This window comes from Micromonospora sp. NPDC003197 (genome assembly GCF_053590565.1).
The window spans coordinates 217,133-242,934 of sequence record NZ_JBSFTE010000008.1 but is presented as its reverse complement, the minus strand read 5'-3'; the positions used below and the strand labels follow the sequence as shown (position 1 = coordinate 242,934).

The window sequence follows — 25,802 nt, the reverse complement described above, 5'->3', positions numbered from 1 at the left end:
GTGCGTGCCCTCATCCGGCAAGCCCGTACCCACTACCGCTGGAACACCCGCCCCACCACCCGCCGCCTCAAATAACACCTACTGACGGTCCCTCTATGTCCAAGGGGCCGCGCTCTACCTGCGCAGCGAGGTCGAGGACGAGCGGCGTACCGGGGTCACCAGCGAGCAGTGGTGGGCGGCGCGGACGGCGGAGTTGGCCAGTTTGCTGGCGACCGGTAGGTTTCCGGTGCTCTCCCGCCTGCAGGCGGCGGCCCCAGCGGACGGACCGGTGCCCCCAGCAGACGAAGCGGCGGCCCCGGTTGGTGGGGCGTCGACATCCCCAACCAGCGGACCTGCGGCCCCTTCGGCCGATCGACGCACGGCCGGCAAGGATTTCGAGTTCGGGCTTCGGCGGATGCTCGACGGCCTTGCCGTGTTCCTCGACGAGGCAACTCGGGAGACCGACGTTCGGTTGTCAAAAGTAACCGCTCGACCGGAGTCTCACCTCGGTACGCCAGCCGGAGCCGGGGGGATGGGGATCCCCGCAGCCACCGCTGCCGCGCTGGAACTGTTCGGCCGGCGGTGGACCACGGAACTGCTCTACCTGCTCTGCCAGGGCGAGGCCCGGTTCGGTGAGCTGGCCCGTGCCATCCCCGGGATCTCCCGTCGGATACTCACCGAACGACTGCGTCAACTCGCCGACGCCGGCCTGGTCGATCGGCACGACGACGCCGGGCGGGTGACGTACGCCCTGACTGAGCGGGCAGCTGGCCTGCGCGGCGCGCTCGCACAGATCCACGCCTGGGCCAGCACCGCTCCGCCTGACCGCTCCGCCTGACCGCTCCGCCAGGGGGCGGGTGTTAGGAAGGGCCCCTTCCTATACAAAAAACGATAAGAAGGGGCCCTTCCTAACACCTGGCTACGGCAGCTCGGCCGCCGCGTCGGCGAACGTGGCACCCGCCGAGACCGTTGCGTTGACCAGGATGGCGAGCTGCTGTCCGGTCACCCCGTGCTCCAGGTCGGTGCTGACATCCCCAGCCAGGAGCAGCGTGCCGTCCCCGGCGTCGTGCACGTACGCCTTCGGCAGCAACCGGTCGTGGTTCCAGCTGTTGCAGAACTCGTACGCGTCGGCCAGCCGCTCGGCCGGCAGTTGGCGCTCCGCGATGATCCGGGCGTGCAGGACCTCGCCATGCTCGCCCAACCGCTCGAACTGAATGATTGCCGAGCCCCACCGGCCGCCCACCATGCCATCCTCGTGGACGACGTAATGGTCGCCGCGCTCGTGGAGCACCGCGACCAGCGACTCAAGTCGCAGCGGTGCCAGCACGTCGAGCCGGTCCGCTGGCTCGTCGTCCAGCCCATCCGACCAGCCGCCGGCCGGGGTCTCGTCGATCGGCAACGGGACCGGTTCGTCGAGCGGCCGCTCCGCCAACCAGGCCGCCATCCGGCCAGACTGGTGCGTCGTACCGTTGCGGGCGTCGAACTGGCCGGCCAGATCCTCGGCGACGGCCAGGAGCGTGCCCCCCAGGGCCGACAGCGTCAGCTCCTCAGCCGGCCGATCCCCGTACTCCGGTCGAGTGATGGTTCGGGTGGAGCCTGCTTCGACGGCCAGCCGGCAGAGCAGCGCCCCCGCGGCGCTGAACTCCATCGCCGACATCTCGTCGTACGGCCGGTCCAGCCAGCCGAGATGCTCGGCGAGGATGTCCAGGCCCCGGTCGTAGTTCGCGGTCAACGCACAGAACCGTAGGTGCTCGGCCAGGTACGAGAAGGAGTCCCGCTCGTGCCGGTGCCGCCGGTACGAGCGCACGTGTGCCTTGGCAGCCTCGTCGTACCGCCCCAGGCGCAGGTACGGGGTGAGCGCGGTGACCATTGCCTTCTCCGGCTGCTCGGTGCAGCCCAGGACTCCGGTCAGCACCGGCTCGACGACTTGGATCGCCTCCTCCCAGTCCCCCCAGCCAGCCAGCAGTTCCGCCTGGCGGGACGGGTCACAACCAGCACAGTCGCTGTTCTCGTCCCGACGGGCGGCCCGCCACTGGACCAGCCACTTGCGGGCCTCCGCCTCGTCACCGAGATGGTCGGCGATCCGGCAGCGCAGGTTGTGGACCGCGTGCAGGCTGTGCCCGCCCTGGCGGAAACGCCGCTCCATGTCGTCGAGGGCGGCGTTGGTCTGGGCCAGGCCCACCCGGGGCGTACCGCGCAGGGTCGCCACCGCCCACTTGTGGTACCAGCGCAGCAGTTCCGCGTCCCAGTCGTCGAACAACTCCGGCTCACGGTCGAAGGTGGCCAGGCACCACCCGAACGCCGGCAGCATCCGCCACCGCTCGGTGTGGTTGTTGTACGCGTCGATCAGCTCCATCCGTACGTCGAAACCCAGGCGTACGTCCTGCGCGGCGTCGGCATGGGCGGTGAGCCGTTCCAGCTCTGCCACCTTGCCCTCGCCGTCGGGCAGGTCCTTTGCGTCGGCCAGCGCCTCCCGCACTTCGTTTCGGTCGGTCACGGCGTCGCCTCACCGGCCAGCAGCCTCATGGCATCTCCTCGGATGGGGTGTCCGCCGCCGGGGCTGGCCCGCCGCCGGGCGTCGGAGTGGATCCGCCACCGGTTTCCGGGGCGGTGAAGGATCGTTCCAGCAGGGCGAGGAACGACCGGTTGAGCGCCGCGCTGTCCGCCGCGCGCAGCGGGTGGTGGCCGGCGAGCAGGGCCTGCCCGTACAGCGCCTCGACCGCGTTACGCAGCGCGGGGCCGGGTGGACTGCCGGCGATCCGGCGGATCAGCGGATGCCGCCAGTTGAACACCAACTCCGGTCGGTGTTCGATCTCGACGTCGGCGAAGGCGGAAAGCACGTCGGACCAGAGTTCGTCGCTACCGGCCAGGTTGCGTCGTACGTTGTCCTGCTCCCGGGCCTGCTGACTGGCGACGTACAGCGCCGGCACGGTCACCGGGTCGAACTGCCGGATCAGCGGCACGCAGTCGAGGTCGGCGAGAGTGCGGCGGGCGGTCTCCAGGAAACCGGCGACGCTACGCTCCTGCTCCTCGCTGAGCGGTTCGAGCCGGGCGGCCAGCTCACCGGGGTCGAGCCGACGTACCGTGATCTTCGGGTCGAGCCGGGAGAGCCGTTCGAGGATCTCCGTGTCGTACGCGTAGCCGGCGTTGACCAGGGGCGTACCGGCGGCACTGGCGATCGCGGCCAGCGAGCGGAACTCGTCGACCGTGTTGACATACCGGATCATCGAGGCGCTGCGCCGGAAGGTGCGCAACGGCATCGCACCCCGGCTGGTCTCGAACGGTAGCCAGGCGTCGACCAGGCGCAGCATCTCATCGTCGCGCACCGCGAGCGCCTTCACCCCGAGATGGTGTACGCGCAGGAAGGCGGCCAGCCGGTCGGGGTGGTGCACCGACAGGTCGAGCAGCCAGTTGCGGATCTGCTCGCCGAGCGATTCGCGGACCCGGTCGAGCAGGTCGTCGGAGTAGAGCGCCTCGCGGCTGGCGGTCGGCCGGAGCAGGGCGGTGTCGACGACACAGCGGAGGAAGAACGCCCAGTCCGGCACCAGTTCGCGGGCGTCCTCACTGAGCAGCATCCGCTTGAGGTAGACCCGGTGCCCGCCCTGGCCGACGGCCGCCGCCGAGGGGAGGACGAAGCCGACCCCGACCAGCCCGGCCTCGGGCACCGTCAGGTCGATGACCTCCATCGGTCGGTTGCCCAGCAGTTGCGCGCCGTAGTCCAGCAGCGCGGCCCGGCGGACCTCAGGGTCGTCGTACGCGACCTCCCACGGCGCCTGCGGGTCGGTGAGCCGTACCGGCTCACTCGCCGGACCGGCACCCGGCTCGTTTTCCGGACCGGCACCCGGCTCGGTGATGACGACGTCGACGTTGAGCAAATGCCCGTACGACCGGACAAGTTCCTGCACCTGCGCCGGGGCGAGCCAGTGCTCGCCACCCGGCCGGGGCCGCAGGATGACGGTGGTGCCGACGGCCGCTCGGGCGGTCTCGTCCACCTCGACGGCGTACCGGCCGTCGGAGTAACCGGTCCACCGCACCGCCGGCCCGCCACCGGCGGAGCGGGTGACCACCTCGATGGTGTCGGCGACCATGAAGCAGGAGAGCAACCCGATGCCGAACTGGCCGAGGTAGTCCTGCCGGGCGAAGCCCAACTCGTCGCGTTTGGAGGTACGCCCGACGCTGGCCAGGAAGGTGTGCACCTGTTCCTCGGTCAGCCCGATGCCGTTGTCGTGTACGCGTAGCGACCCGTCGGCACCCGGTTCGATGACCACCCGGCCCGGCTCGGCATCCGGGTCGGCATCGTGCCGGGCGGTGATCGCATCGGCGGCGTTCTGCAACAGCTCCCGGGCGTAGACCCGAGGACTGGCATAGAGGTGGTGGCTGAGCAGGTCGACGATGCCGCGTAGGTCGACCTGGAACCGCCGTTCCATAGCGGACTCCCTCTCCGGGCGGTAGCTCAGGGCCGTAGCTCGGCGACGGCCTCGGACATCTGGCAGCCGGTGGCGATGCCACAGCTGATCAGCTGGTCGAGTTGTGGTGTTGTCACGCCCCGTTCGAGGTCGGCGACCACCTCACCGCAAACCCGTACGTTGCCGTCGTCTTCGACGTGCACGTACACCTTGGGCCACAGGCGGTCGTGGTTCCAGGTGTTGCAGAACTCGTGCAGGGCGGGCACGTCCTCGACCGAAAACGTGGTGGCGGCCATCGTACGAACCTGGAACACCTCGCCGTTGGTGCCGAGCCGGAAGAAGTAGATCAGGCTGTCGTCCCACCGACCGAACAGGTCACCGTCGTCATCGGTGTGGAAGTTGTATTCGTTGTCGGTCAGGACCGAGGCGATGAGTTCGTTCGTCAACGGTTGCAGGGTCTGCAACTGCCCACCAGCGCGAGGTTCGTCCGACGTGTCCTCGAAACTCGGGGGTGACATGCGGCGTCCCTTCATAGTGTCAAAGATCACGGATTCTCGCACAACACGCGTGCCGCACGCGGACACGACTCGCAAAAGCGGGGATTGGTCGAGCCACGCCGCTACGGTGTGACTCTATGGCGGGCCGTACCCCACAGGCGAGCCGGCGTCGCGGCGCGTCGTCACCGCGTGGCGCCGCCTCCGCGCGTGCTCGGAAGTCCACCGGTGGAAAGTCGTCCGGTGGTGGCCGCAGACCCAGTGCGGGCAAGTCGGCGCCGAAGCGGCGTACCGGTGGCGGCTCGGGCCTGGCGACGATCGTCGGCCAGGCGGCCCGGGGCACCTGGATGGGGCTGGCGCACGGGACCGGCTGGCTGGTTCGCGCGGTCGGCCGACAGGCCGCCACCGCCCGGGACTTCAACCCGGAACACCGCCGCGACGGGGCCGGCCTGTTCCTGATTGCCATGGCGATCCTGACCGGTCTCGCGGTGTGGTTCTCCTCCGCCGGTCCGCTGGGGGCCTGGGTAGCCGACAGCATCCGGCTCTTTGTGGGGGCCGTGGCCGCCGCCCTGCCGGTGCTTCTGCTCTTCGGTGGAATCTGGCTGATGCGCGAGCCGCGGGAGCCAGAGCACCGGGGACGCGGGGTGGTCGGCTGGTCGGCACTGATCATCGCCACCGCCGCCCTCCTGCACATCGGCCAGAACCCGGTGGACAACGTCCAGCGCGACTATGCCGGCGGCCTGATCGGGGCCGCGGTCGGCGCGGTGCTGGTGAAGACGGTCAGCGCCTGGGTGGCTGTTCCGGTGCTGCTGTTGCTGCTCTTCTTCGGGCTGCTCGTGGTCACCGCCACCCCGGTCAACAAGATCCCGGAGCGGCTCGGTCTGCTGGCCGGCACGGTGCTGGGCCGACCAGCCGGCGACGGTTCCGACGACGACGATGACGATGACGACGACGGGGTACGTGGCGCGACCCGGTCGGGCGGTGCGAAGGCCGGTGCGGGCCGGGGCACGCGCCGACCGGCCCGGCGACGGCAGGCCAGCCTCATCGAGGACGACGAACCATTTGACGACGAGGTCGTGCACGACACCGTCCCACTGCCCCGCAAGCCTGCGGCCAAGGTGCCGGCCACCCGACGCACACCAGAACCGCCCGCGCACTCCAACCCGCCGACCCGGGCCGAGCAGCTCGCCATAACCGGCATGGCCGGCGACTACACGTTGCCCCCGGCGAACCTGCTGCGCCCCGGCGGTGCGGCCAAGACCCGGAGCAAGGCCAACGACGAGGTGATCACCGCGCTCGCCGGGGTGTTCGACCAGTTCGACGTCGACGCGGCGGTCACCGGCTTCACCCGCGGCCCGACTGTCACCCGGTACGAGGTCGAGTTGGGTCACGGCGTCAAGGTGGAGCGGATCACCCAGCTGTCCCGCAACATCGCCTACGCGGTCAAGTCGCCGGACGTACGGATCCTCAGCCCGATTCCGGGCAAGAGCGCGGTCGGGGTGGAGATCCCGAACAGCGACCGGGAGGACGTGGCGCTCGGCGACGTACTGCGCTCCCGAGCTGCGGCGGCCGACCACCACCCGATGGTGGTGGCGCTCGGCAAGGACATCGAGGGCGGCTTCGTGGTGGCCAACCTGGCCAAGATGCCACACATCTTGATAGCGGGGGCCACTGGTGCCGGGAAGGCACTTGCCCTGGACACACCGATTCCCACGCCCAGTGGATGGTCCACCATGGGCGAGCTTCAGGTCGGGGAGCAAGTCTTCGACGAGCGCGGCCAGGCATGCCGGATCATCGCGGCCACCCCGGTCATGCTTGATCGTCCTTGCTACGAGGTCGAATTCTCAGACGGCACAGTGATTGTTGCTGATGCCCAACATCAGTGGTCGACGACGACGAGAGCGGGTCGATCACAGCGCACGCACCGGTGGAGGGATGGCTCGTACTGGTCCGCGAGTGACGTGGCGCGGATTGTCGAGCGGAGCACCGACGTACTTGCCGAAGCTGACCGTCCGGTGACGACTGCTGAGGTGATCTCCGATATCGGGGCGAAGTTCCAGAATGTGCTGTACCAGGTCATCAGATCCGGAGGCATTTCCAGGGAAGGGATGAACGGTAGGGCGACGTATCGCCGTGGTGGGCAGACCATTACGCGGGCCGTCCAAACCTACTCCCGTCACCTTCTCTACCAGGCATTGCAGGAGCGTATTTCGGCCCCAGGGCGTTCGAGTCAACGACGCATCTTCGACGATCGGCCGGTGACGACAGCGGAGATTGCCGAATCACTACGGGTGTCGGGACGCAGCGGCACCTGGACCAACCACGCGATTCCGGTTAGCGGACCGCTGGATTGTCCGGAGCAGGAACTCCCGATCGAGCCGTACACCCTGGGCTGCTGGCTCGGCGATGGTACGACAGGATCCGCGGCATTCACCTGTGCCGACGAGGAGATCCTCGACCAGATTCGGCTGGACGGATACGTCGTCACGAAACATCCCAGCAGCACGATGTCGTACACGATTTCCAACGCGCCAGAACGTGACCAGCGTATTGCCGAGGCAGTGGAACTTGCTGCCAAGGGTGTCACCCTGGCTCGGGCGGCCCGACACCGAGGGGTGGGTATCTCTGCGGTAGTTAAGGCGGCCAAGGGCATGTTCTCGTCCCGCCGGACGACTGGCTTCCTGCCGACCACACCACCTCGCCCGCGCTACCAGACCATGCGGGAATTGTTCCGTCAGATTGGTCCGAAGCATATCCCCAAGGTCTATCTGCGGGCGTCGGAGCAACAACGTCGGGCTCTGTTGGCGGGCCTGTTGGACACGGATGGCACAGTTTCCAAGCGGGGTGGCGTCGAGTTTGCGGTTACCAATGCGAGACTTGCCCACGACACCCTAGAGCTGATCATTGGGCTTGGCTACCAGGCATCCATGACGACGAAGCCGGTGAAGGGCCGTCATGAGGAAACGTCTATCTGTTACCGGATCCACTTCACGCCGGCTGACAAGGTATTTCGGCTGACGCGCAAAATGGTTCGTCAGGTGAGTGAGGTTCGACCCTCCACGTTGCTGCGCTACATCGTAGATGTGCGGCCAATTCCGTCCGTACCGGTCCGATGCATCGAGGTCGACAGTCCTAGCCACCTGTACCTGGCCAGCCGTGCGTGTATCCCGACACACAACTCCAGTTGTCTCAACTCGTTGCTGGTTTCGGTGCTGGCCCGGGCCACGCCGGACGAGGTACGGCTGTTGTTGATCGACCCGAAGCGGGTGGAGATGTCCGGCTACGAGGGCATCCCGCACCTGGTCACGCCGATCGTGACCAACGCGAAGAAGGCTGCCGACTCGCTGGACTGGGTGGTCCGCGAGATGGACATGCGCTACGACGACCTCGCCGCCAACGGGGTACGACACATCGACGACTATAACCGCAAGGTGCGGGCCGGGCAGATCAAGCCCCCGCCGGGCAGTGAGCGGGAGATCCGGCCGTACCCGTACCTGTTGGTGATCGTCGACGAGTTGGCGGACCTGATGATGGTCGCGCCCCGTGACGTGGAGGACTCGGTAGTCCGGATCACCCAGCTGGCCCGGGCCGCCGGCATCCACCTGGTGCTGGCCACCCAGCGCCCTTCGGTGGACGTGGTGACCGGTCTGATCAAGGCCAACGTGCCTTCCCGGCTGGCGTTTGCCACCTCCTCGCTGGCCGACTCCCGGGTCATCCTCGACCAGCCCGGCGCGGAAAAGTTGATCGGTCGGGGCGACGGACTCTTCCTGCCGATGGGTGCCTCGAAGCCGATCCGGATCCAGGGGGCCTGGGTCTCCGAGACGGAGATCAACGCCGTGGTCAAGTTCTGCCGGGACCAGCGTGAGCCGGAGTTTCGTCCGGACGTGCTGACCCCGCCGCAGGACAGCAAGAAGAAGATCGACGAGGACATCGGGGACGACCTCGACCTGTTGGTGCAGGCGATCGAGCTGGTGGTGACCTCGCAGTTCGGCTCCACCTCGATGCTGCAGCGCAAACTCCGGGTCGGCTTCGCCAAGGCCGGTCGGTTGATGGACCTGATGGAGACCCGGGGCATCGTCGGGCCGTCCGAGGGCTCCAAGGCGCGCGACGTGCTCGTCAAGCCGGACGAGCTGGAGGAAACCCTGGCCGGCTTGCGCGCCGACGACTGAACACCCTCATAACGCTCAGTGGAAGAACTTGAGGCCGACCACTCCGGCCACCACCAGCAGCAGGCAGAGCAACCGGGGCAGGCTGGCTGACTCGCCCAGGGCCACCATTCCGACCACGGCGGTGCCGACCGCGCCGATGCCGACCCACACCGCATAACCGGTGCCGATCGGGATCGACCGCAGTGCCCAGGAGAGTCCGACCATGCTCAGCACCAGGGCGACGAGAAAGACCAGCGAGGGGACCAGCCGGGTGAACCCCGCGCTACGTCCCAGGGCGATCGCCCAGACGGTCTCCAGGAAACCGGAAACGACAAGCACTACCCAGGCCATGGTGTTCACCTTCGATGCGTACGGCGACGTCGGCGTAGGGAAGCGCGGTGCCAGCGGGAGACGGCCGGAGCGACTGTCCCATGACCTCGGTCATGGTCAATTCGCGGTCGTCTTCGCACCACCGGGTACGACTCGCACTCGTCCGGGACGGGCCACCGATCTCGGCCGTCGAGCCGACGTTAGCACTTGCGGCCGTCGGGCCACCGACGGTAAGGAAGGTGACCGGCGGACGGGGCGGCCTTCGGCGGTGCGGAAGGTCACCGGCGGCCGCCGCCCGATCGGCGGTGGGGAAGGTCACCGGCAACTTGACCTGAAGCGAGGTTCAGTTATCAGGATGGGCGATATGACCCTGCTCTTCAGCGACGCCGAGGTGGCCACCCAACTGGATGCGCCCACCGCGATCGGGGCTACCCGGGCTGCCCTGCTGGCCGCCCACGCCGGCCGGCTCATCGCGCCCCCACGCGCCTCCGCGCCGCTGGCCGGGGGACGACTGGTGACCACCGCCGGCCAACTGGCCGACGAGTGGTACGGCTTCCGGACGTACGACACCTTCGGCCACCCGGAGACGGAACAGGTGGTGGTCCTGCACGACGCCCGGTCGGGGCGGGTCCGGGCGATCGCGGTCGGTGCCGAGATCGGGTCGCGGCGTACCGGGGCGATCGGCGGGGTGGCGATCGATCTGCTGGCCCGCCCCGAGGCCGGCACGCTCGGCGTGATCGGTTGCGGTGGACAGGCGTGGGCGCAGGTGTGGGCGGCAGCCGCAGTACGACCGCTGCGGGAGGTGACGGTGTTCTGTCGTACCCGGGCCCGTCGGGAGGCGTTCGCCGACCGGATTCGCGCCGAACTGGGTATCCCGGCCCGAGCGGTGGACCGCCCCGAGACGGCGGTACGCGGCCGGGACGTGGTGGTGCTGGCCACCGACAGCCCGACCCCGGTGATCTCGGCCGCCGATCTGGACCCGGGTACCCATGTGAACACGGTTGGCTTCAAACAGCGCGGCCGGGCCGAATTCGGGCTGGACCTGCTGGACCGGGCCGACGTACTCGCCACCGACTCGTTGGCCCAGGCCGGGGCGTACGACCCGCCGATGCTTGCGGCCGACCCCCCGTACGCCGATCACCTGCGTGACCTGGGTGCGGTGCTGGCGGGCACGGTCCCCGGCCGGACCGCCGCCGGGCAGGTGACCGTCTTCTGTTCGGTCGGGCTGGCCGGTACCGAGGTGTTTCTGCTGGACACGTTGGCCCGGGCGGCAGCGGTCCGACTGTGACCTCTGTCGGCCAGGGTGCACACCTGAGTGGATTATCAGGCTCGCCCGGTACCCTCGGGAGGTGTCTGCCACTTCCTCATCCTCGACCGACGGCCGCCGGGTCGCGTTGCTCACCCTGGGCTGTGCCCGTAATGAGGTTGATTCGGAGGAACTGGCGGCCCGCTTGCACGCCGACGGTTGGCAGGTGACCACTGACGGCGAGCGCGCCGACGTGGTGCTGGTCAACACCTGCGGGTTCGTGGAGAAGGCCAAGCAGGACTCGATCCAGACCCTGCTTGCCGCCGCCGACACCGGGGCGAAGGTGGTGGCCGCCGGTTGTATGGCCGAGCGGTACGGGCGGGAGTTGGCCGACAGCCTGCCCGAGGCGCAGGCGGTGCTGGGCTTCGACGACTACCCGGAGATCTCCGCTCGGCTCGACGCCGTGGTCGCCGGGGAGCGGCTCGACGCGCACACCCCTCGGGACCGGCGGGAGTTGTTGCCGCTGACGCCGGTGTCCCGGCATGGCAGTGCCGTGGTGGTGCCCGGCCACGGTGGTGGTGCGCCCACGCGGGAAGGGCTGGTCGCCGACGAGCACACCCCGGCCCATCTGCGACCGGTGTTGCGACATCGGCTCGACTCCGGCCCGGTGGCGTCGCTCAAACTGGCCAGCGGCTGCGACCGCCGGTGTGCGTTCTGCGCCATTCCCGCGTTCCGTGGGGCGTTCGTCTCCCGTACGCCGGACGAACTGCTCGCCGAGGCCGAATGGTTGGCCAAGTCGGGGGTTCGGGAGCTGGTGCTGGTCAGCGAGAACTCCACCTCCTACGGCAAGGACCTCGGCGACCCTCGGCTGCTGGAGAAGCTGCTGCCGCAGCTCGCCGCCGTGTCCGGCATCGTCCGGGTCCGGGCGAGCTACCTGCAACCGGCGGAGACCCGACCGGGGCTGGTGGAGGCGTTGGCCACCACGCCGGGCGTCGCTCCCTACTTCGATCTTTCGTTCCAGCACTCCGCCGAGCCGGTGCTGCGTCGGATGCGCCGATTCGGGTCGACTGACCGGTTCCTCGAGCTGCTCGCCTCGGTGCGGGCGCTGGCACCGGAGGCCGGGGCGCGCAGCAACTTCATCGTCGGCTTCCCAGGCGAGACTCGGGGTGACGTCGACGAGTTGGTCCGGTTCCTGACCGAAGCGCGGCTCGACGCGATCGGCATGTTCGACTACAGCGACGAGGATGGCACCGAGGCCGCCGGACTGCCGGGCAAGGTGTCGGCGGCGACGATCAAACGGCGCTACGACCGGTTGAGCGCGCTGGCTGACGAGTTGTGTTCCCAACGGGCCGAGGAGCGTCTCGGGTCGACCGTCGAGGTGCTGGTCGACTCGACCATCGACGGTGTCGTGGAGGGGCGGGCTGCCCACCAGGCGCCGGAGGTGGACGGCTCCACCACTCTGGTCGCCCCGGCTGAGGGCGGGGTCGACCTGGCCGCGCTACGTCCGGGTGACCTGGTTCGGGCTACCGTCACCGGCACCGAGGGGGTCGACCTGATCGCCGTACCGGAGGAGATGATCTCGGCGGCGGCGGCCCCGGGTGGAACGAGGTGACACCGTGACCGAGGCGACCGACCCCGCGCCGGCTGCCACGGTCCGTACGGTGCCGGTCGTCAACGCGGCCAACGCCCTTACCGCGCTGCGCCTGCTGTTGGTGCCGGTCTTCGTGGTGCTGGTCGTCGTCTCCGGCATGGTCGATACCAGCGGCCGGATCGCCGCCTGTCTGACTTTCGCGTTCGCCTCGATGACCGATCTGGCGGATGGTTGGATCGCCCGTCGGTTCGGGCTGGTGACCTCGTTCGGCAAGGTCGCCGACCCGATCGCGGACAAGGCGCTGACCGGGGCGGCGTTGGTGCTGCTGTCCTGGTACGACCAGCTGCCCTGGTGGGTGACGCTGGTGATCCTGGTTCGGGAGTTCGGCGTCACGCTGATCCGCTTCTGGGTGATCCGGTACGGCGTCATCGCGGCCAGCCACGGCGGAAAGATCAAGACTGCGTTGCAGATCCTGGCGATCGTTTGGTATCTGTGGCCGGTCCCGGCGGCGGTAGCCTGGATCGGACCGTGGATCATGGGGGCTGCCGTGGTGGTGACCCTGCTGACCGGCCTCGACTACGTGGTGCGGGCGCTACGCCTGCGCCGTCGGGCGGGATGAGGTAGGTCGTCGGGCGGGATGAGGTAGCGGAGATGACCGAGATCGGCGACCCGCCGGTGGGGAGCCCGGCGGCAGCGGTGGTGCACGCGCTCGTCGACCGGAAGGAGACCTTCGGCGTCGTCGAGTCGCTCACCGGCGGGCTACTGGCCGCCACGATCGTGGACGTCGCTGGGGCCAGTTCTGTCTTCCGGGGCGGGTTGGTGGTCTACGCCACCGACCTGAAGGCGTCTCTGGCCGGCGTACCGGAGGGCCTGTTGGCGGAACGGGGACCGGTGGATCCGGACGTGGCGCTGGCGCTGGCCGAGGGGGTTCGGCAGCAGTGCGGGACCGACTGGGGGGTGGCGACCACCGGGGTGGCCGGTCCTGAACCACAGGACGGAAAACCGGTCGGCATGGTCTTCGTGGCGGTGTCCGGCCCCACCGGCGCGGTGGTCCGCGAACTCGACCTTGACGGTGATCGGGTAACGATCCGCACCGATACGGTGACCGTGGCGTTACGCCTGCTGGCGGACCAGATCCACGCTGCCTCGGCCGGCTCGGCCGGGTAGCGGCCAATTCGGCCGGGTGCCGACCAATTCAGCCGGGTGTCGACCAATTCGGCCGGGTAGCGGCCAATTTGGCTAGGTGTCGCCCAGCTCTGCGGCACGCCAGCTCGCCCGAGGGGTAGCCAACGTGCCAGTCGACTCGGTGCTGACCGCCAGGCGCGAGCGAGCGGGCACGGGCGGGCGGGCACGAGCGAGCGGGACGAACGGGAACCGGAGGCAGATTCGGTGCGGCGCTGGGATGTCGTGGTGGCCGGCAGCGGGTACGGTTGCGGAAAGGCTCTGGCGGTGGCCGGGCTGGTTCGGAATGATTCAGTTGAGCGCCGGGGGCGCCAGTGCTGGAGCGGGGAAGTCGTCCCGCGTGAGGGGGAGGTGCGATGATCCTGTTACGCCGGGTAATCGGTGACGCCTTGCGCGCCCGCCGACAGGGCCAGCACCGGACCCTGCGTGAGGTCTCCTCCGCAGCCAACGTCAGTCTGGGCTACTTGTCCGAGATCGAACGAGGGCAGAAGGAGGCGTCGAGCGAACTGCTCGCCGCCATCTGCGCAGCCCTCGGCGCGCAGCTCTCCGAGTTGCTGCGCGAGGTGGGTGACACGGTCGCCCTGGCCGAGCAGATGACTGGCGTGCTGGTGCCGGTCACCGAGCAGTCGGTGCGGGCAGCCGGATCGGCGCAGACATCCGCTGCTACCAGCGCCGCCACTGAGCCGGCCACCTCCGGTACACCGGCCGGCGCTCCTTCGACGGCTACCACCCCTGCGGCGGCGCCTGAACCCGCGATGGCCAGCGCTGGTGCCGGCCTGGGCTCGCGCCGGATGACGCCAACCCCGTCGGTGCATCGCGTGACGACCGACGGCAACGTCTCGGTTTCGGTCCGCCAGGATTCGCCGCTGAAGGCCACCTTGCGGACGACCCGCCGGGTCCGGTCGGCCAAATCCGAGCCGTGCGCCGTCGTCGCAGCCTGACCAGCGCGTCGTACCGAGCCCCAGCATGGCCCTGATCGGCGGCATCCCCAGGCCATGCTCGTCGGGCACCTGCGCTTGGCGTCCATCCGCTGGCAACCCGCTACGGTTCTTTGCCGGGGGTGGCATTCGGCTGCGACCATGGAAAGCCACCGCGCCGTTCGCCAGGTCGATCCGGCGCGGCCGGTAGAGGCGATGACACTGAGGGGATACTGCGAATATGGCGAACCCGTTCGTCAAGGGCTGGCGTTACCTGATGGCGTTGTTCGGCGCCAAGATCGATGAGCACGCCGATCCCAAGGTGCAGATCCAGCAGGCCATCGAGGAGGCGCAGCGGCAGCACCAGGCGTTGGTGCAACAGGCTGCCGCGGTCATCGGTAACCAGCGTCAGCTGGAGATGCGACTCTCCCGGCAGATGTCCGAGGTCGAGCGTCTCCAGGCGATGGCCCGGCAGGGGCTGGTGCTCGCCGACCGGTCCCGGGCCGCTGGCGACGAGGCGGAGGCCACCAAGTTCGAGCAGACCGCGCAGACCCTAGCCACCCAGCTCGTCTCCGCCGAGCAGTCGGCCGAAGACCTCAAGGCGCTGCACGATCAGGCCATTGGTGCCGCTGCCCAGGCCCGGCAGGCGGTCGAGAACAACTCGATGATCCTCCAGCAGAAGCTGGCCGAGCGTACCAAGCTGCTCAGCCAGCTCGAACAGGCCAAGATGCAGGAGAGCGTGGCCCGGTCGCTGGAGTCGATGTCGTCGCTGGCCGCACCTGGCAACACCCCCTCCCTGGACGAGGTACGCGAGAAGATCGAGCGGCGGTACGCCAACGCGATGGGCCGCGCCGAACTGGCCGGTAACTCGGTCGAGGGGCGGATGCTTGAGGTCCAGAAGAGCACGCTGGACCTGGCCGGCTCGTCCCGGCTGGAGCAGATCCGGTCGAGCATGGCGGGCGAGAAACTGGCCGGTTCCCCGGCTCAACCCAGCGTCACCCAGAACGCGCCGGCCGCCGACCCGGCCAGCGTCGCCCGGTTGGACGAGATCCGGGCCAGCATGGCCCGGGACAAGGGCACGGGCGACACCAGCGCCGCCAGCTGAGGCGGCCGGCCTGAGCTAGGAGGGCTGTCGTGGCGGACCAGCGGGCTCGTTACTTCCGGCAATTGCGCAAGCTGCGCCGGTCCGCCCGACGGTGGAGTGTGCTGGGCGGTGGTCTGGGCGGTGCCGCGGCGATCCTCACCCCGTACAGCGGTTTGGGGTTGCCCGACGCGTTCTGGGCCGCTGCCGCCGGTGGATCCATCACGCTGGCTCTGTGGCGTTGGTCCGACCTGCGGGCGTTGGCCGCGCAGCCGGCCCCGCCGCCCCCCGAGCAACGGTCGGCCGAGCTGACCCAGGCCCGGTTGGCAGCCGCCGTCGAGCGGCTGCCGGCCGGCCGCAGGGTGCTGACCGGGGTACGCCGGGGACGGTCCCGGCTGGCGCTGCGCGGCTCCGCCGCCGCGCGTCCGTGGGCCCGGCTGAATCGGGCCACCTCGACGCTGGCCGGCTTCGCCAATCGGTTGACCGGTCCCGCCGCGCCTGCGGTGCTGGAGGCCGCCGTTGCGGAACGATCGCTACGCGAGCTGGCCAGCCGGGTGGTCAGTGTGGATAAGTCGCTGCGGCGCGCGCCGGCCGAGTCCCGACCGGCGCTGAAGGCGGCCCACCGCAACCTGACCGAGCAACTCGACGGGGGAGTGACGGCCTACGAGAAGCTGGTCGCGGCGGCGGCCGGCTACCTGGCCGAGGAGGGCCGGACAGCCGGGGAACATCCCGCTGCGGCGCAGCTCGACGAGGCCACCGCGTTGCTGCACGGCGTTGCCACCAGTCTGGCCGAGCTGCGTTCGCTGGGTGATCCGGCGGCGGGACCGACCGGCCGGAGCACCCCACAGGCCAGCCACTGAGAGCTGCGCCGGCTCGAACCCGGTCACGGTGGGGTGGTGACGGAGACCGGGGCGGTGAAGGCGGAGAGCCCGGCGGCGTTACCAGCTCGGATGCGGTAGTAGTAGGTCGTACCCCGGGTCAGGCCGGTGTTGCTGAAACAGTGGCTCGCGCTGGTGACGCTGAAGGTCGCCAGGCCGGCGGTGAAGCTCGGATCGGTGGCCCGTTGGATGGTGCAGCCGCTGACCGCGCTGCCGCTCGGCTCGGTCCAGCTCAGTTCGACGGTGGCCGCGTCCGTGCCGGCCGCGACGGCGGTGGCGGTGAGGTTGGTTAGGGCCGTTGGTGGTGCGGGTGTGGCCGTCGAGGACACGTTGGACCAGGGGGACGACGCGCCGAGGTAGCTGGTGCGAACCCGGTGGTAGTAGGTCGTGTTCCCGGCGACGGTGCTGTCCAGATAGGTGCTGGTGACGGGGATCGACCGGGTGACCAGGCCGGCGCTGAAGGTCGGGTTGGTGGCCCGCTGCACGTCGATGCTGGTGGCGAAGGAGCGGTTGGTCCAGGCCAGACTCGCCCGTAACGGGGCTGCTGGCGGCACGGCCACGGTCAGCCCGGTGGGGGCGAGCAGTCGTACCACTGTGGAGACCGTGCCGGACCAGGCGGAACAGCTGACCGCGTTCTCGGCCCGGATGCGGTAGTAGTAGGTCACCCCCGGGGTCACCGTCGAGTCGGTGTGCGCACTGGCGTTGGCCGGGACGTTGAGGTTGGCCAGGTTGGTGCTGAAGGTGACGTCGGTGGCGCGCTGGATCAGGTTGATGGTGGCCGCCGGTCGGGTGGCGTTGTTGGTCCAGACGAGCGCGATCGCCGGTAGCTGGGTGGCCGAGCCGGGGGACGGGGTGGCGGTCAGCCCGGTGGGCGCGGCCGGTGACACCCGCAGCACCAGCGGCCGGGCCATTTCACCGTCGGCGTGCCCGAGGAGTTGGCCCTGCCAGGCGTACGTCCAGCCCAGGTTCACCTCCCGGTTGGTGACCAGCGCCGGCTCGCCGCTGTGCGGGTCGACCTGCACGAGGCCCTGGGCGGTTCCGGCGACCCGGGTCGGGTCGGAGAGTCGTACGTTGTCTGTGATCTTGAAGGGCAGTGGCTCGGGCAGCGCCGGGCGCATCGCCACGATCGTGTCCTCCAGCGGGTTCAGTCGTACGGTGTCCTTCCAGCCCAACTCGTTGGGATCGGGCGGTCGGATCACCCCGTTCCGGCTTACCCGATTGATCAACTGAACGTTGACGTGATGGAAGTGGACGAATTCGGTGGCCACGCCGTGATGGGAGACCTTCCACAGTTGGGTGCCGTCGTCGTCCGAACCGATCGGAGTGGAGAGGTCCGAGGCGAAGAGCGTCTCCGTCGGTGGATCGGCGTACCCCAACGGAATGGTCGTCTGGACCAGGGCGCTGGTGCTGGGCAGTTCGACACCGAGGCGGGTGGAGGTGCGGCCGTACTCGGACTCGAACTGTTCCGCGACCGCCTTCGGCAGCAGCGGCAGGGTCACCGGCCCGATTCCGCCGAAGGGCGTGAAGGTGATCGAGGTGTCCTGGATCGGCACGTAGGTGTTTCGCTCGGTCTGGGTGCCCAGTGCCGGGTCGTACGCCTGCTGCGGCACGATCGGCGGCGGCTGGCTGGCGGCGTACGCCCGGGGTAGCCGTTCCTCCAACGCCGCCAGGTCGAACGGGGCCGACGGGGTGCCGACCACCTGGAACTGCAGCAGGGTCCGGATGTTCGGTCCGTAGCCGGGCAGCGTGGAGGGCGCCCCACCGTGCTGCGTCTGGTCGGCATCCTCCGTGTAGTAGTCGTAGCGGGCGTCGAAGGCCGGGATCGGGGCCGGGCAGTCGTTGTAGAGGATGATCTTCGAGCCGGGGGGCGCGGACGAGAAGTCGACGATCACGTCGGCCCGCTCGCCCGGCCCGATCAGCAGGGTGTGGGCGCAGAGGTTCAGTGTCGTGGCCTCGCGGCGGTGGTAGGCGTAGTTGATCGGCTGGTTGGCCAGCACCACCGGGGCCGGTAGCAGGCCACCGTCGTTGCCGATCTGAATCATCTCCGGCCCGGTCGACGCCGGGTCGGGCACCCCGCCGGGTCGGCCGTCGGTCGGCCAGTCTGCCGGGAAGCCGGGCGTGGCGGCGGCCTCCACCATCGGCACCTCGCCAGCGCCGCCGTCCTGTAGCGAGCCGTCCGGATTCCACATCGGGGCATTGGAAGCCGCGTAGTAGAGCTGGAGGTTGAGCGCCCGGTCGTTGCAGGCGTTCAGGATCCGGAACCGGTACGCCTTCGGCAGCACCCGCAGGTACGGGTAGGCGCAGCCGTTGACCAGCGGGGTGTCCAGGTACGCCTCGGGCACGATGGACGGGTTCGGCGTACCCGGGGCGACCGGCGGTTGCCAGGGTGCCCCATCCGGGTCGTGGTACGGGTTGGGCACCGGCCCGTGCACCGTCCCGGTCGACGGTGGCCAGAACCACGGCGCGTAGTCCCAGCGGCCCATCCGGTTCGATCCGGACTCGTTGTACGGGTTCTGGTTGGGCATGTACACGTGCGGAAACCACAGGTTGCTGCGTGCCCCCCAGGCGGCCCGGTCCCAGGTCGGGTCCTGAGCGGCCAGTTGGTCGTCGTCGGGCACGAAGGTCTTGTCCTGGATCACCAGCGGAATCTGCTCGCTGGGCAGGATGCCGTCGGCCACCAGCCGCTGCTCCGCCGGGTCGTCGAGCAGATAGAGGCTGAGCTGTCCGGAATGGACGGTCAGGCGGCTGAGGCCGGCGGTGTTGTCGTGCAGCCACAGCAGTCGGCCGCTCTGCTGGTTCGGATAGAACAGGGTCACCGCGCCCTGGTTCGGCTCCGTCATGTCCGGCACGTTGGCCAGCCCCGCCCCGGTGGCGTACCGGGTGGCCTCCCCAGCCGGGGTGAGCCACTGGTCGGGCGTCCCGCTGCTGATCCACGGCGTCGCACCCCCGTGCAGGTGCAGCACCGCACGGTTCTGCGGGTATGTCTCGGCTCCGGCCAGGGGCCCGGTGCCGCCCAATGGTCCGGCTCCGCTCAGTGGTCCGATGCCGGCACCGGGAACGGTGGGGTCGACCGGCAGGAAGAGTTTGCCCGCCGGGCCGGTGGGCAGTTGGTTGATGAACTTGATTCGGACCGGGCGGTTGCGGTGCGCCACGATCACCGGCCCGAGGTGGTGTACCCGGTTTGGCGGCGTCACCGTGTTGTGGCCATTGGCGTCCGTACCGTTGTTGACTTGGCGGTAGCCCCGGAGCCGGGTCATCTGGAGATCCTGGTGCAGTTGCTGGCTGTACTGCTGCAACCCGATCTCGTAGTAGTCGCAGCCCGGGTAGGTGATGGTGTCGGGTACTGCCACCGGCAGGTAGTTGCCCAGGTCGTTCTGGTTGGCCGGCCCGAGGCCGGGCAGCGAGTCGACGAACTTGCGGATCCCGGTGCCGGGCGCCACCCGACCGGCCGAATCGAGGCGGGGCAGTGGGCTGTTGGCGTAGTTCGGGATGAATCCGAAGTAGTCCGGCGGCGCGCCTGGGTCCAGCGCCGCCGGTGGTTCCGCTGGGCGTTCGGTGGCGACGCGAGCCGAGGGCACCGTGGGCCGGTCGCCCTCCGTCGCCGAGTGAGCGGTACGCGCGGAGCGGATCGCCGCGAGCCTCTTGAACATGAGCATGCTCCTCCCCAGGCGACGGCTCGACGGCCCCGGGTCCAACCCGAGCACGGCCCAGGCTGAGCACAGGCCCGGGCCCAGCCCGAGCCCAGCCCGAGCCCAGCCCGAGCACGGCCACAGGCCCAGCCCGAGCATGGCTACGGTTTTAGCCGGAGCGGTCGCCATCACCAGTCCGCGACGCTGACCATCCGTAAGCAGATAACTGCCGAACGTGTCCAGTGGATACGGCGAAGGAGTGGTCAGTTGCGGCGGAGGAGCGGTCGGCCGCGGTCAGGACCAGCCGTAGCCGGCGCGCAGCGCCTGACTGACCCGGTCGAACCGGGCGCGGTCCAGCACCGCACCCTCACGCCGGATGCTGTCTTCCCGCATGGTGAGGACTCGGTCGAGGCGGACCCAACTGGGCCGGTTGGCGTTGTCCCAGGCGCCGGGGCCGAGGGCGAACCAGTGTCGTTGGCCGTTCCGGTCGCTCTGACTGGACAGCATGAGGCCGAACAGGGTCCGACTGTGGCGTCCGACGACCAGTACGGGGCGGTCCTTGCCCTGTCGGGGGTCGTCCTCGTACGGCACCCAGGTCCACACGATCTCGCCCGGATCGGCCTGCCCGTCCAGTTCCGGGGCGTAGGTCAGCTGACGGCGTTGCAGTGCGCCGAGCTGGCGACGTCGAGCGACCTGTGCCGGTATGGTGCGGGGACTCCCCGCTGCCGTGGCGCGGTTCCTGGTCAGTCGGCTGATCGTTGCCGCCACGTTCTTCAAGAGATTTGCCACGGCGGGCAGCCTATTCCCCGTACTGCCAGCCCGCTGATCCGGCCAGTCCGCTGACCCGGCGTCGGCTGGAGCTTTCCTTCTTGACTATCGATCATGGTGGTGATTTTCTACATCGCATCGATCGATACATTTATCGGCATTGAGCAGTCGTCGCCGACTGGCGGCCCGCAAGGAGTGTGTGATGACGTACCGCAGATCCCGTCCACGCCTGGTCACCGCAGTGGCCGGCGCCATCGTCGCGGTCCTGGCCGCGACACCGGCCACGGCCGCCACTGGTACAGCCCCGGCGTCAAACCCCGACCGCCAGCAGTGGCGCGTCGATCTGTCCACCATCGACGGGGACGACGTCAATGTGGTGTACACGCGGACCGATGGTCTACGCCTCGCCGGCCCGGCCGGGCTTTCCGCCGGTCAGCGTCGGACCACCGCCGTCGAGGGCATGTTGGTGCTCACCCCACATTCGCTCACGACCCCGGCCAACCGGGTACGCGCCGAACTGACCGCCGACGTACCGGCCGGCGGCACGGTCGACGTCGAGGTACGCGGCTGGCGGTCGGCGGGCTGGACGGAGTGGCGCTCGGCCGCCGCCGAGCCGGCCGTCTTCGACCAGCCGGTGAGTCAGGTCCAGGCCCGGGTGACGCTGACCGCCGAGCAGCTCGCCGCCGCCCCGACCGCGCGGGAACTGAGCCTCTCCGTCGACACGGTAGCGGTGACGGCCGCCGCGACCCCGGGGCTGACCTACCGGGTGTACGCCACACGGGAGGGACTGGTCGGTGGCACCACCGCGAACGGGCACGTGATCACGTCCCGGGACCACTTCGTCGCCCTGCCCTCCCGGCGGGGCCTGGCACCGAAGAACACCGGTGACTACACCGTCCGGGTCTGCACCACCAGCGGCAGCCGATGCGAGTACGCGCCGGTCTGGGACGTCGGGCCGTGGAACACCAAGGACGACTACTGGAACCCGTCGAGCGTCCGCGAGTCGTGGCAGGACCTGCCGCAGGGCAAACCCGAGGCGCAGGCCGCCTACCAGGACGGCTACAACGGCGGCAAGGACCAGTTCGGTCGTACTGTGGCCAGCCCGGCCGGTATCGACCTGGCCGACGGCACCTTCTGGGACGGGCTGCTGCTGACCGACAACGCCTGGGTCGACGTCGCGTACCTGTGGACCGGCAGCGGTCCCCGGGGACGGATCGGCAGCGGCCCGCTCAACATCCGCAGCGGACCGGGCACCAGCTACGCGAGCAAGGGGTACGCGGCGACGTACGCCATGGTGCCGATCGAGTGCTGGGTCAGCGGCCAGTCGGTCAGCGGCCCGTACGGCACCACGACCAGGTGGAACCGCCTGGCCACTGGGCAGTACATCAGCCACGCGTACATCTCCACCGTCACCGGCGGCACCGTCCCCACCTGCTAGCTGTGTTAGGAAGGGCCCCTTGTTATCGCATTTTGTAGAGGAAGGGGCCCTTCCTAACACGTTGATCAAGGAGCGCCGTTGGTCGGCGGTGGCGGCTGGCAGACCGGGCACCAGTAGGTGATCCGCTCCCCCTGACCCGTTGAGCGGATCGGGGTGCCGCAGCGCAGGCAGGGGCGGCTTCGGCGGCCGTACACATAGCTGGCCTGACCCGGCCGGGTCGAGCCGGTGGTGCTCCGACCCCACCGCGACCGGTTGGCAACCAACAGCCGGTAAGTCAGCGACACCAGGGCGGGCAGATCCGGTACGTCGCGTACCGGGGTCCACGGTGAAACGCCACGCAGGAACAGCACCTCGCACTTGTAGACGTTGCCGATACCGGCCAGATTCCGTTGGTCAAGCAGGGCGTCGGCGATCTGCGTGTCCGGGTGGGCGGCGAGTCGACGTACCGCCTCGTCCAGGTCCCAGTCCGGTCCGAGCAGGTCAGGCCCAAGGTGGCCGACCAAATCGGTCTCGGCAGCCGTCGGCAGTAGCGCCAGGTCGTGCAGGTGGTATCCGACGGCGACTCGTGCTGCGGTACGCAATACCACCCGGATCAGGTGGGACGGGCCGCCGGTCCAGCGCTCGCCCGGGGCGTACGTCCGCCAAGCGCCCTCCATCCGAAGATGCGAGTGCAGGGTCAGCCGCCGCTCGTCCGGGGCGGCCAGGCGCAGGAGCAAATGCTTGCCCCGGCTGGTCGACTCAGTCACGAGCCAGCCGGCCAGGTCGACGGTGGCCAGCCGTGGCACCCGGAAGTCGGATGCGGTCAACCGGGAACCGGCCAGTGCGTCCTGTAGTACGCGGGCGGTCAGCCACACCGTGTCACCCTCGGGCATCCGTCCATCCTGGCCGCGATCCGTCGGTTTCGCCGTGAAACGCGGCGAGCTGCCTGTCGTACGGCTTTGTGGGGCCAGGTTCGGTGCTGGCGCTGATGTCGACCGGTTCTGGTGTGGGGCTCGCGTCAGCGTCGGCGTCGGCCGGAGGTGCTCCGGCCGACGGGGCGGATGGTGGGGCTGGCGGGGCTGGCGGGGCTGGTTGGGGCTGGGTGGGGCTGGTTGGGGCTGGTGGGGGATCGTCAGGGCAGCTCGTCGGGCCTCGGCGGGCGGACGGTGTCCTGGTAGCGGGGATGGCAGGCGCCGTAGATGGCGAAGTTGAGCCGGGCGTGGGAGAGGGTCAGGTCACCGTTGGGGCCGTCCCGCACGATGTCGGCCTCCTGGTCGCGTCGGCCGTCGTCCGTCCAGAAGCAGACGGGGCAGGTTTCACATCCGGTCCGGTAGCCACAGCAGGGGCACGCATCGATATCAATCGAATGCTTGTTCACTCGGTAAGCATTTCACAGCGATCGGTGAGCCGGTACCTGGCACCCGAGTGGGGAAACCGTCCAGAATGGTCAGAGCGGGTCGCTCCTGGACGCTCTCGCAGATATCAGCTGACATTGACCGGGCGGGCGCAAAATTGACTGGTTACCGGCCCGGGACGGCGCGATCATCCATGCCGTGACGAACGAAGGTGGCCCAGAGCCGCGTACCCCGAACAGTCCACGATCGGTGCGTTTCGTGGAACTGTCCCGTACGGCGATGACCGCGCTGCTGGAGCAGGACCTGGCCCGGGCTAGTGTCGAGGCTGGCGTCGTACTCACCGACTACTTCGTGACCGACGAGGCGAGCTGGCTGTGGCGACTTCGTGTCGACCAGATGGCCGCCGACCCGGCCAGCGCCCGTTGGATCGCCCGCGCGGCGGTAGCTGAGCCCGAGGGGATCGTCGTCGGCCACGCCGGGTTCCACGGACCCCCTAACGAGGCGGGCACGGTGGAGATCGCCTACTCGGTCGACCCTGCCCATCGCCGCCGGGGCTACGCCCGGGCCATGCTCGCCGAACTGCTGCGTCGGGCCGCCGCCGAACCAGACGTCCAGACCGTACGGGCGACGATCAGCCCCGACAACGCCGCGTCCCTGGCCACGCTTGCCGGGTTCGGTTTTACCGAGGTCGGCGAGCAGTGGGACGAGGAAGACGGTCTCGAAATCATCTTCGAGCGCCCCGCCGACGACCAAAGCTAGAAAGGGTCGTAATCGCAGGAGTCCGGCCCACTGGCCACAGGCGACTCTTCGAACGGGCGTGCTAACTTGCCGGCATGGCGGAATTCGTACTGGTGGCAGGCGCGTGGCTCGGGTCGTGGGCATGGGACGAGGTGGTGCCGGCGCTACGTGCTGCCGGGCACGGGGTGCACCCACTGACGCTCTCCGGCCTCGCCGAGAAGCAGGGCGTGCCAGCCGGCCAGCAGACCCACGTCCAGGACATTGTCGACATGGTCGAACGCCACGACCTCCGGGACGTCGTCCTGGTCGGGCACAGCTACTCCGGCATCCCGGTTGGTCAGGCCGCCGAACGGATCGGCGAGCGGCTGACCCGGGTGGTCTTCGTCGACTCCGAGGTGCCGGTCGACGGCGAATCCTTCGCCTCCGGCTGGTGGCAGGGGCCGGCGGCGTTCATCGCCACGATCGCCGAGAACGGTGGCTTCTGGGCACCCCTGACCGCCGCCGACTGCGCGGGCCAGGGCCTTACCGACGACCAGATCGCCCGGTTCGTGGCCGGCGCGACCCGCCACCCGGGGGCCACCCTGACCGAGCCGGCCGTGCTGGCCCGGCCGCTCGGCGCTCTTCCCACGACGTACGTCAAGTGCCTGCTGGACGGCCCCGAACCGAACCCGACCGTGTCGGCACTGCTGACCAGCGGGCACTGGCAGCTGGTCAAGATGGACACTGGTCACTGGCCGATGTTCTCCCAGCCGGAGGAGTTAGCCCGCGTCCTGCTCGACGCCGTCGCAGCCTGACACGTCCGTCAAGCGTCAATACGCCGGCGTTGCGGCGTCATCCCACAATCGTGCCGTGGCATGGTGGTGGGGGCGCGCAAAGTGCCCGGTGCGGCAGATCGAGCAGGACTGGATCGATAGCTCGCTGGACTGGCTGCTGGACGAATTCGGCAGTGCCCGGTTGCACGGCACGGTCGTACTGCCGACCGACGACTTCTTTCCCGGTGCCTACCAGGGCCGTCGCTCGGACATCAAATCGGTTCTCGACCTGCTCTGTACACACATGGACATCAACCCGGACCGGATCGTGCTGGAGCACTACGCCGAGGATGTCGACCCGGAGTTGTCCGCGTACGTGCCGATGAACTGGCGATCGACGGGTGCGGCAGGGCATTACCAGGTACGTGATGGCCGCTCGGTTGTCTCGATCTCCGATGGCCAGGCGAAGTCGCCGATGGCGCTGGTGGCGACCATCGCCCACGAGTTGGGGCATGTGCTGCTGCTGGGCGACGACCGGATCTCGGCACAGCGGGAGGACCATGAGCCGCTGACCGACCTTTTGACGGTCTTCTTCGGGCTGGGCATCTTCGGGGCCAACTCCGCGTTCGAGTTCTCCCAGGATCGCACCAGCTTCCGTACGGCGCGGCTCGGTTATCTGACTGAGCCGATGTTCGGCTACGCGCTGGCCCGCTATGCCTGGATCCGCGGCGAGACAGACCCGCCGTGGGGCAGACACCTGGACACGAACCCGCGTACGTTCCTCAACCGCGGTCTGCGCTATCTCACCCAGACCAACTCCTGACAGCGGCAGGTGGCGATGTCGCTATCCAAGTAACAAGGCCTGCTTGTATGTCGCTATGTGAGAAGCAT

20 protein-coding genes and 3 pseudogenes are annotated in these 25,802 nt (G+C 69.1%); 15 read left to right on the top strand and 8 right to left on the bottom strand.

The genetic code is table 11. The features are described from left to right. Window positions 1-511: 511 nt before the first annotated feature. On the top strand, window positions 512-817 hold the full coding sequence (locus tag ACWDV4_RS12045; RefSeq protein WP_449977193.1) for a winged helix-turn-helix transcriptional regulator: 306 nt from the start codon (window positions 512-514) through the stop codon (window positions 815-817). An 81-nt stretch (window positions 818-898) separates the two neighbouring features. Here the strand turns inward: ACWDV4_RS12045 and ACWDV4_RS12040 are convergent, their stop codons facing one another. Genes ACWDV4_RS12040 through ACWDV4_RS12030 form a run of 3 tightly spaced genes read right to left on the bottom strand, consistent with a single transcriptional unit; the run spans window position 899 to window position 4,903 of the window. Beyond that, window positions 899-2,476, bottom strand: coding sequence for a YbjN domain-containing protein (locus tag ACWDV4_RS12040; RefSeq protein WP_449977191.1), 1,578 nt, complete (start codon window positions 2,474-2,476; stop codon window positions 899-901). A 25-nt stretch (window positions 2,477-2,501) separates the two neighbouring features. Next, on the bottom strand, window positions 2,502-4,406 hold the full coding sequence (locus ACWDV4_RS12035; protein WP_449977188.1) for an HSP90 family protein: 1,905 nt from the start codon (window positions 4,404-4,406) through the stop codon (window positions 2,502-2,504). A gap of 26 nt (window positions 4,407-4,432) precedes the next feature. Further along, window positions 4,433-4,903: a YbjN domain-containing protein gene (locus ACWDV4_RS12030; protein WP_449977186.1), complete on the bottom strand. Its 471-nt coding sequence runs from the start codon at window positions 4,901-4,903 to the stop codon at window positions 4,433-4,435. Between the two features lie 116 nt (window positions 4,904-5,019). On the opposite strand from ACWDV4_RS12030, the pseudogene ACWDV4_RS12025 reads away from it, so the two are divergent. The 3 pseudogenes from ACWDV4_RS12025 to ACWDV4_RS12015 form a co-directional block, all read left to right on the top strand. Next, a pseudogene (locus ACWDV4_RS12025) lies at window positions 5,020-6,582 on the top strand (DNA translocase FtsK 4TM domain-containing protein); the annotation flags it as partial. A 30-nt stretch (window positions 6,583-6,612) separates the two neighbouring features. Beyond that, window positions 6,613-7,812: pseudogene (locus ACWDV4_RS12020) on the top strand (LAGLIDADG family homing endonuclease); the annotation flags it as partial. A 246-nt stretch (window positions 7,813-8,058) separates the two neighbouring features. Continuing rightward, a pseudogene (locus tag ACWDV4_RS12015) lies at window positions 8,059-9,048 on the top strand (DNA translocase FtsK); the annotation flags it as partial. 15 nt (window positions 9,049-9,063) lie between these two features. Here the strand turns inward: ACWDV4_RS12015 and ACWDV4_RS12010 are convergent. Then, on the bottom strand, window positions 9,064-9,378 hold the full coding sequence (locus tag ACWDV4_RS12010; protein ID WP_449977184.1) for a DMT family transporter: 315 nt from the start codon (window positions 9,376-9,378) through the stop codon (window positions 9,064-9,066). Window positions 9,379-9,721: 343 nt separating this feature from the next. Here ACWDV4_RS12010 and ACWDV4_RS12005 point away from each other — a divergent pair, with 343 nt between their 5' ends. From ACWDV4_RS12005 to pspM, 7 genes are all read left to right on the top strand, one after another. Next, window positions 9,722-10,645, top strand: a complete 924-nt coding sequence (locus tag ACWDV4_RS12005; protein ID WP_449977181.1) for an ornithine cyclodeaminase family protein — start codon at window positions 9,722-9,724, stop codon at window positions 10,643-10,645. Between the two features lie 61 nt (window positions 10,646-10,706). Further along, window positions 10,707-12,215, top strand: a complete 1,509-nt coding sequence (gene rimO, locus ACWDV4_RS12000; RefSeq protein WP_449977179.1) for a 30S ribosomal protein S12 methylthiotransferase RimO — start codon at window positions 10,707-10,709, stop codon at window positions 12,213-12,215. Window positions 12,216-12,219: 4 nt separating this feature from the next. Continuing rightward, window positions 12,220-12,813: a CDP-diacylglycerol--glycerol-3-phosphate 3-phosphatidyltransferase gene (pgsA, locus tag ACWDV4_RS11995; protein ID WP_449977178.1), complete on the top strand. Its 594-nt coding sequence runs from the start codon at window positions 12,220-12,222 to the stop codon at window positions 12,811-12,813. Window positions 12,814-12,845: 32 nt separating this feature from the next. Further along, window positions 12,846-13,361 (top strand): CinA family protein, encoded by a 516-nt coding sequence (locus ACWDV4_RS11990; protein WP_449977175.1) that lies wholly within the window; start codon window positions 12,846-12,848, stop codon window positions 13,359-13,361. Between the two features lie 371 nt (window positions 13,362-13,732). Then, window positions 13,733-14,317, top strand: a complete 585-nt coding sequence (locus tag ACWDV4_RS11985; RefSeq protein WP_449977173.1) for a helix-turn-helix domain-containing protein — start codon at window positions 13,733-13,735, stop codon at window positions 14,315-14,317. Between the two features lie 217 nt (window positions 14,318-14,534). Beyond that, on the top strand, window positions 14,535-15,398 hold the full coding sequence (locus ACWDV4_RS11980; protein WP_449977171.1) for a PspA/IM30 family protein: 864 nt from the start codon (window positions 14,535-14,537) through the stop codon (window positions 15,396-15,398). Between the two features lie 29 nt (window positions 15,399-15,427). Further along, window positions 15,428-16,234 (top strand): phage shock envelope stress response protein PspM, encoded by an 807-nt coding sequence (gene pspM / locus ACWDV4_RS11975; protein WP_449977168.1) that lies wholly within the window; start codon window positions 15,428-15,430, stop codon window positions 16,232-16,234. Window positions 16,235-16,257: 23 nt separating this feature from the next. On the opposite strand, the gene ACWDV4_RS11970 is transcribed toward pspM, so the two are convergent. Together ACWDV4_RS11970 and ACWDV4_RS11965 are read right to left on the bottom strand one after the other, a co-directional pair. Next, on the bottom strand, window positions 16,258-19,908 hold the full coding sequence (locus ACWDV4_RS11970) for a hypothetical protein (RefSeq protein ID WP_449977166.1): 3,651 nt from the start codon (window positions 19,906-19,908) through the stop codon (window positions 16,258-16,260). A 267-nt stretch (window positions 19,909-20,175) separates the two neighbouring features. Continuing rightward, the gene (locus ACWDV4_RS11965) at window positions 20,176-20,670 is read right to left on the bottom strand and encodes a type II toxin-antitoxin system PemK/MazF family toxin (protein WP_449977165.1); all 495 of its coding nucleotides are present in this window, start codon (window positions 20,668-20,670) and stop codon (window positions 20,176-20,178) included. Between the two features lie 181 nt (window positions 20,671-20,851). On the opposite strand from ACWDV4_RS11965, the gene ACWDV4_RS11960 reads away from it, so the two are divergent. After that, entirely contained in the window at window positions 20,852-22,087 is a 1,236-nt protein-coding gene (locus tag ACWDV4_RS11960; protein WP_449977163.1) for a hypothetical protein, read from the top strand. A 65-nt stretch (window positions 22,088-22,152) separates the two neighbouring features. Here ACWDV4_RS11960 and ACWDV4_RS11955 read toward each other — a convergent pair whose 3' ends face one another. Next, on the bottom strand, window positions 22,153-22,959 hold the full coding sequence (locus ACWDV4_RS11955; RefSeq protein ID WP_449977160.1) for a DNA-formamidopyrimidine glycosylase family protein: 807 nt from the start codon (window positions 22,957-22,959) through the stop codon (window positions 22,153-22,155). Between the two features lie 239 nt (window positions 22,960-23,198). Continuing rightward, on the bottom strand, window positions 23,199-23,444 hold the full coding sequence (locus tag ACWDV4_RS11950; RefSeq protein ID WP_312881863.1) for a CPCC family cysteine-rich protein: 246 nt from the start codon (window positions 23,442-23,444) through the stop codon (window positions 23,199-23,201). A 256-nt stretch (window positions 23,445-23,700) separates the two neighbouring features. Here ACWDV4_RS11950 and ACWDV4_RS11945 point away from each other — a divergent pair, with 256 nt between their 5' ends. From ACWDV4_RS11945 to ACWDV4_RS11935, 3 genes are all read left to right on the top strand, one after another. Further along, a complete protein-coding gene (locus ACWDV4_RS11945; protein ID WP_449977236.1) occupies window positions 23,701-24,180 on the top strand; it encodes a GNAT family N-acetyltransferase in 480 nt (159 codons plus the stop codon). Between the two features lie 74 nt (window positions 24,181-24,254). Next, window positions 24,255-24,953 carry an alpha/beta fold hydrolase gene (locus tag ACWDV4_RS11940; protein WP_449977156.1) on the top strand — a complete coding sequence of 233 codons (699 nt, stop codon included), beginning with the start codon at window positions 24,255-24,257 and terminating at the stop codon, window positions 24,951-24,953. A 55-nt stretch (window positions 24,954-25,008) separates the two neighbouring features. After that, window positions 25,009-25,734 carry a hypothetical protein gene (locus tag ACWDV4_RS11935; RefSeq protein ID WP_449977153.1) on the top strand — a complete coding sequence of 242 codons (726 nt, stop codon included), beginning with the start codon at window positions 25,009-25,011 and terminating at the stop codon, window positions 25,732-25,734. Window positions 25,735-25,802 lie beyond the last annotated feature (68 nt).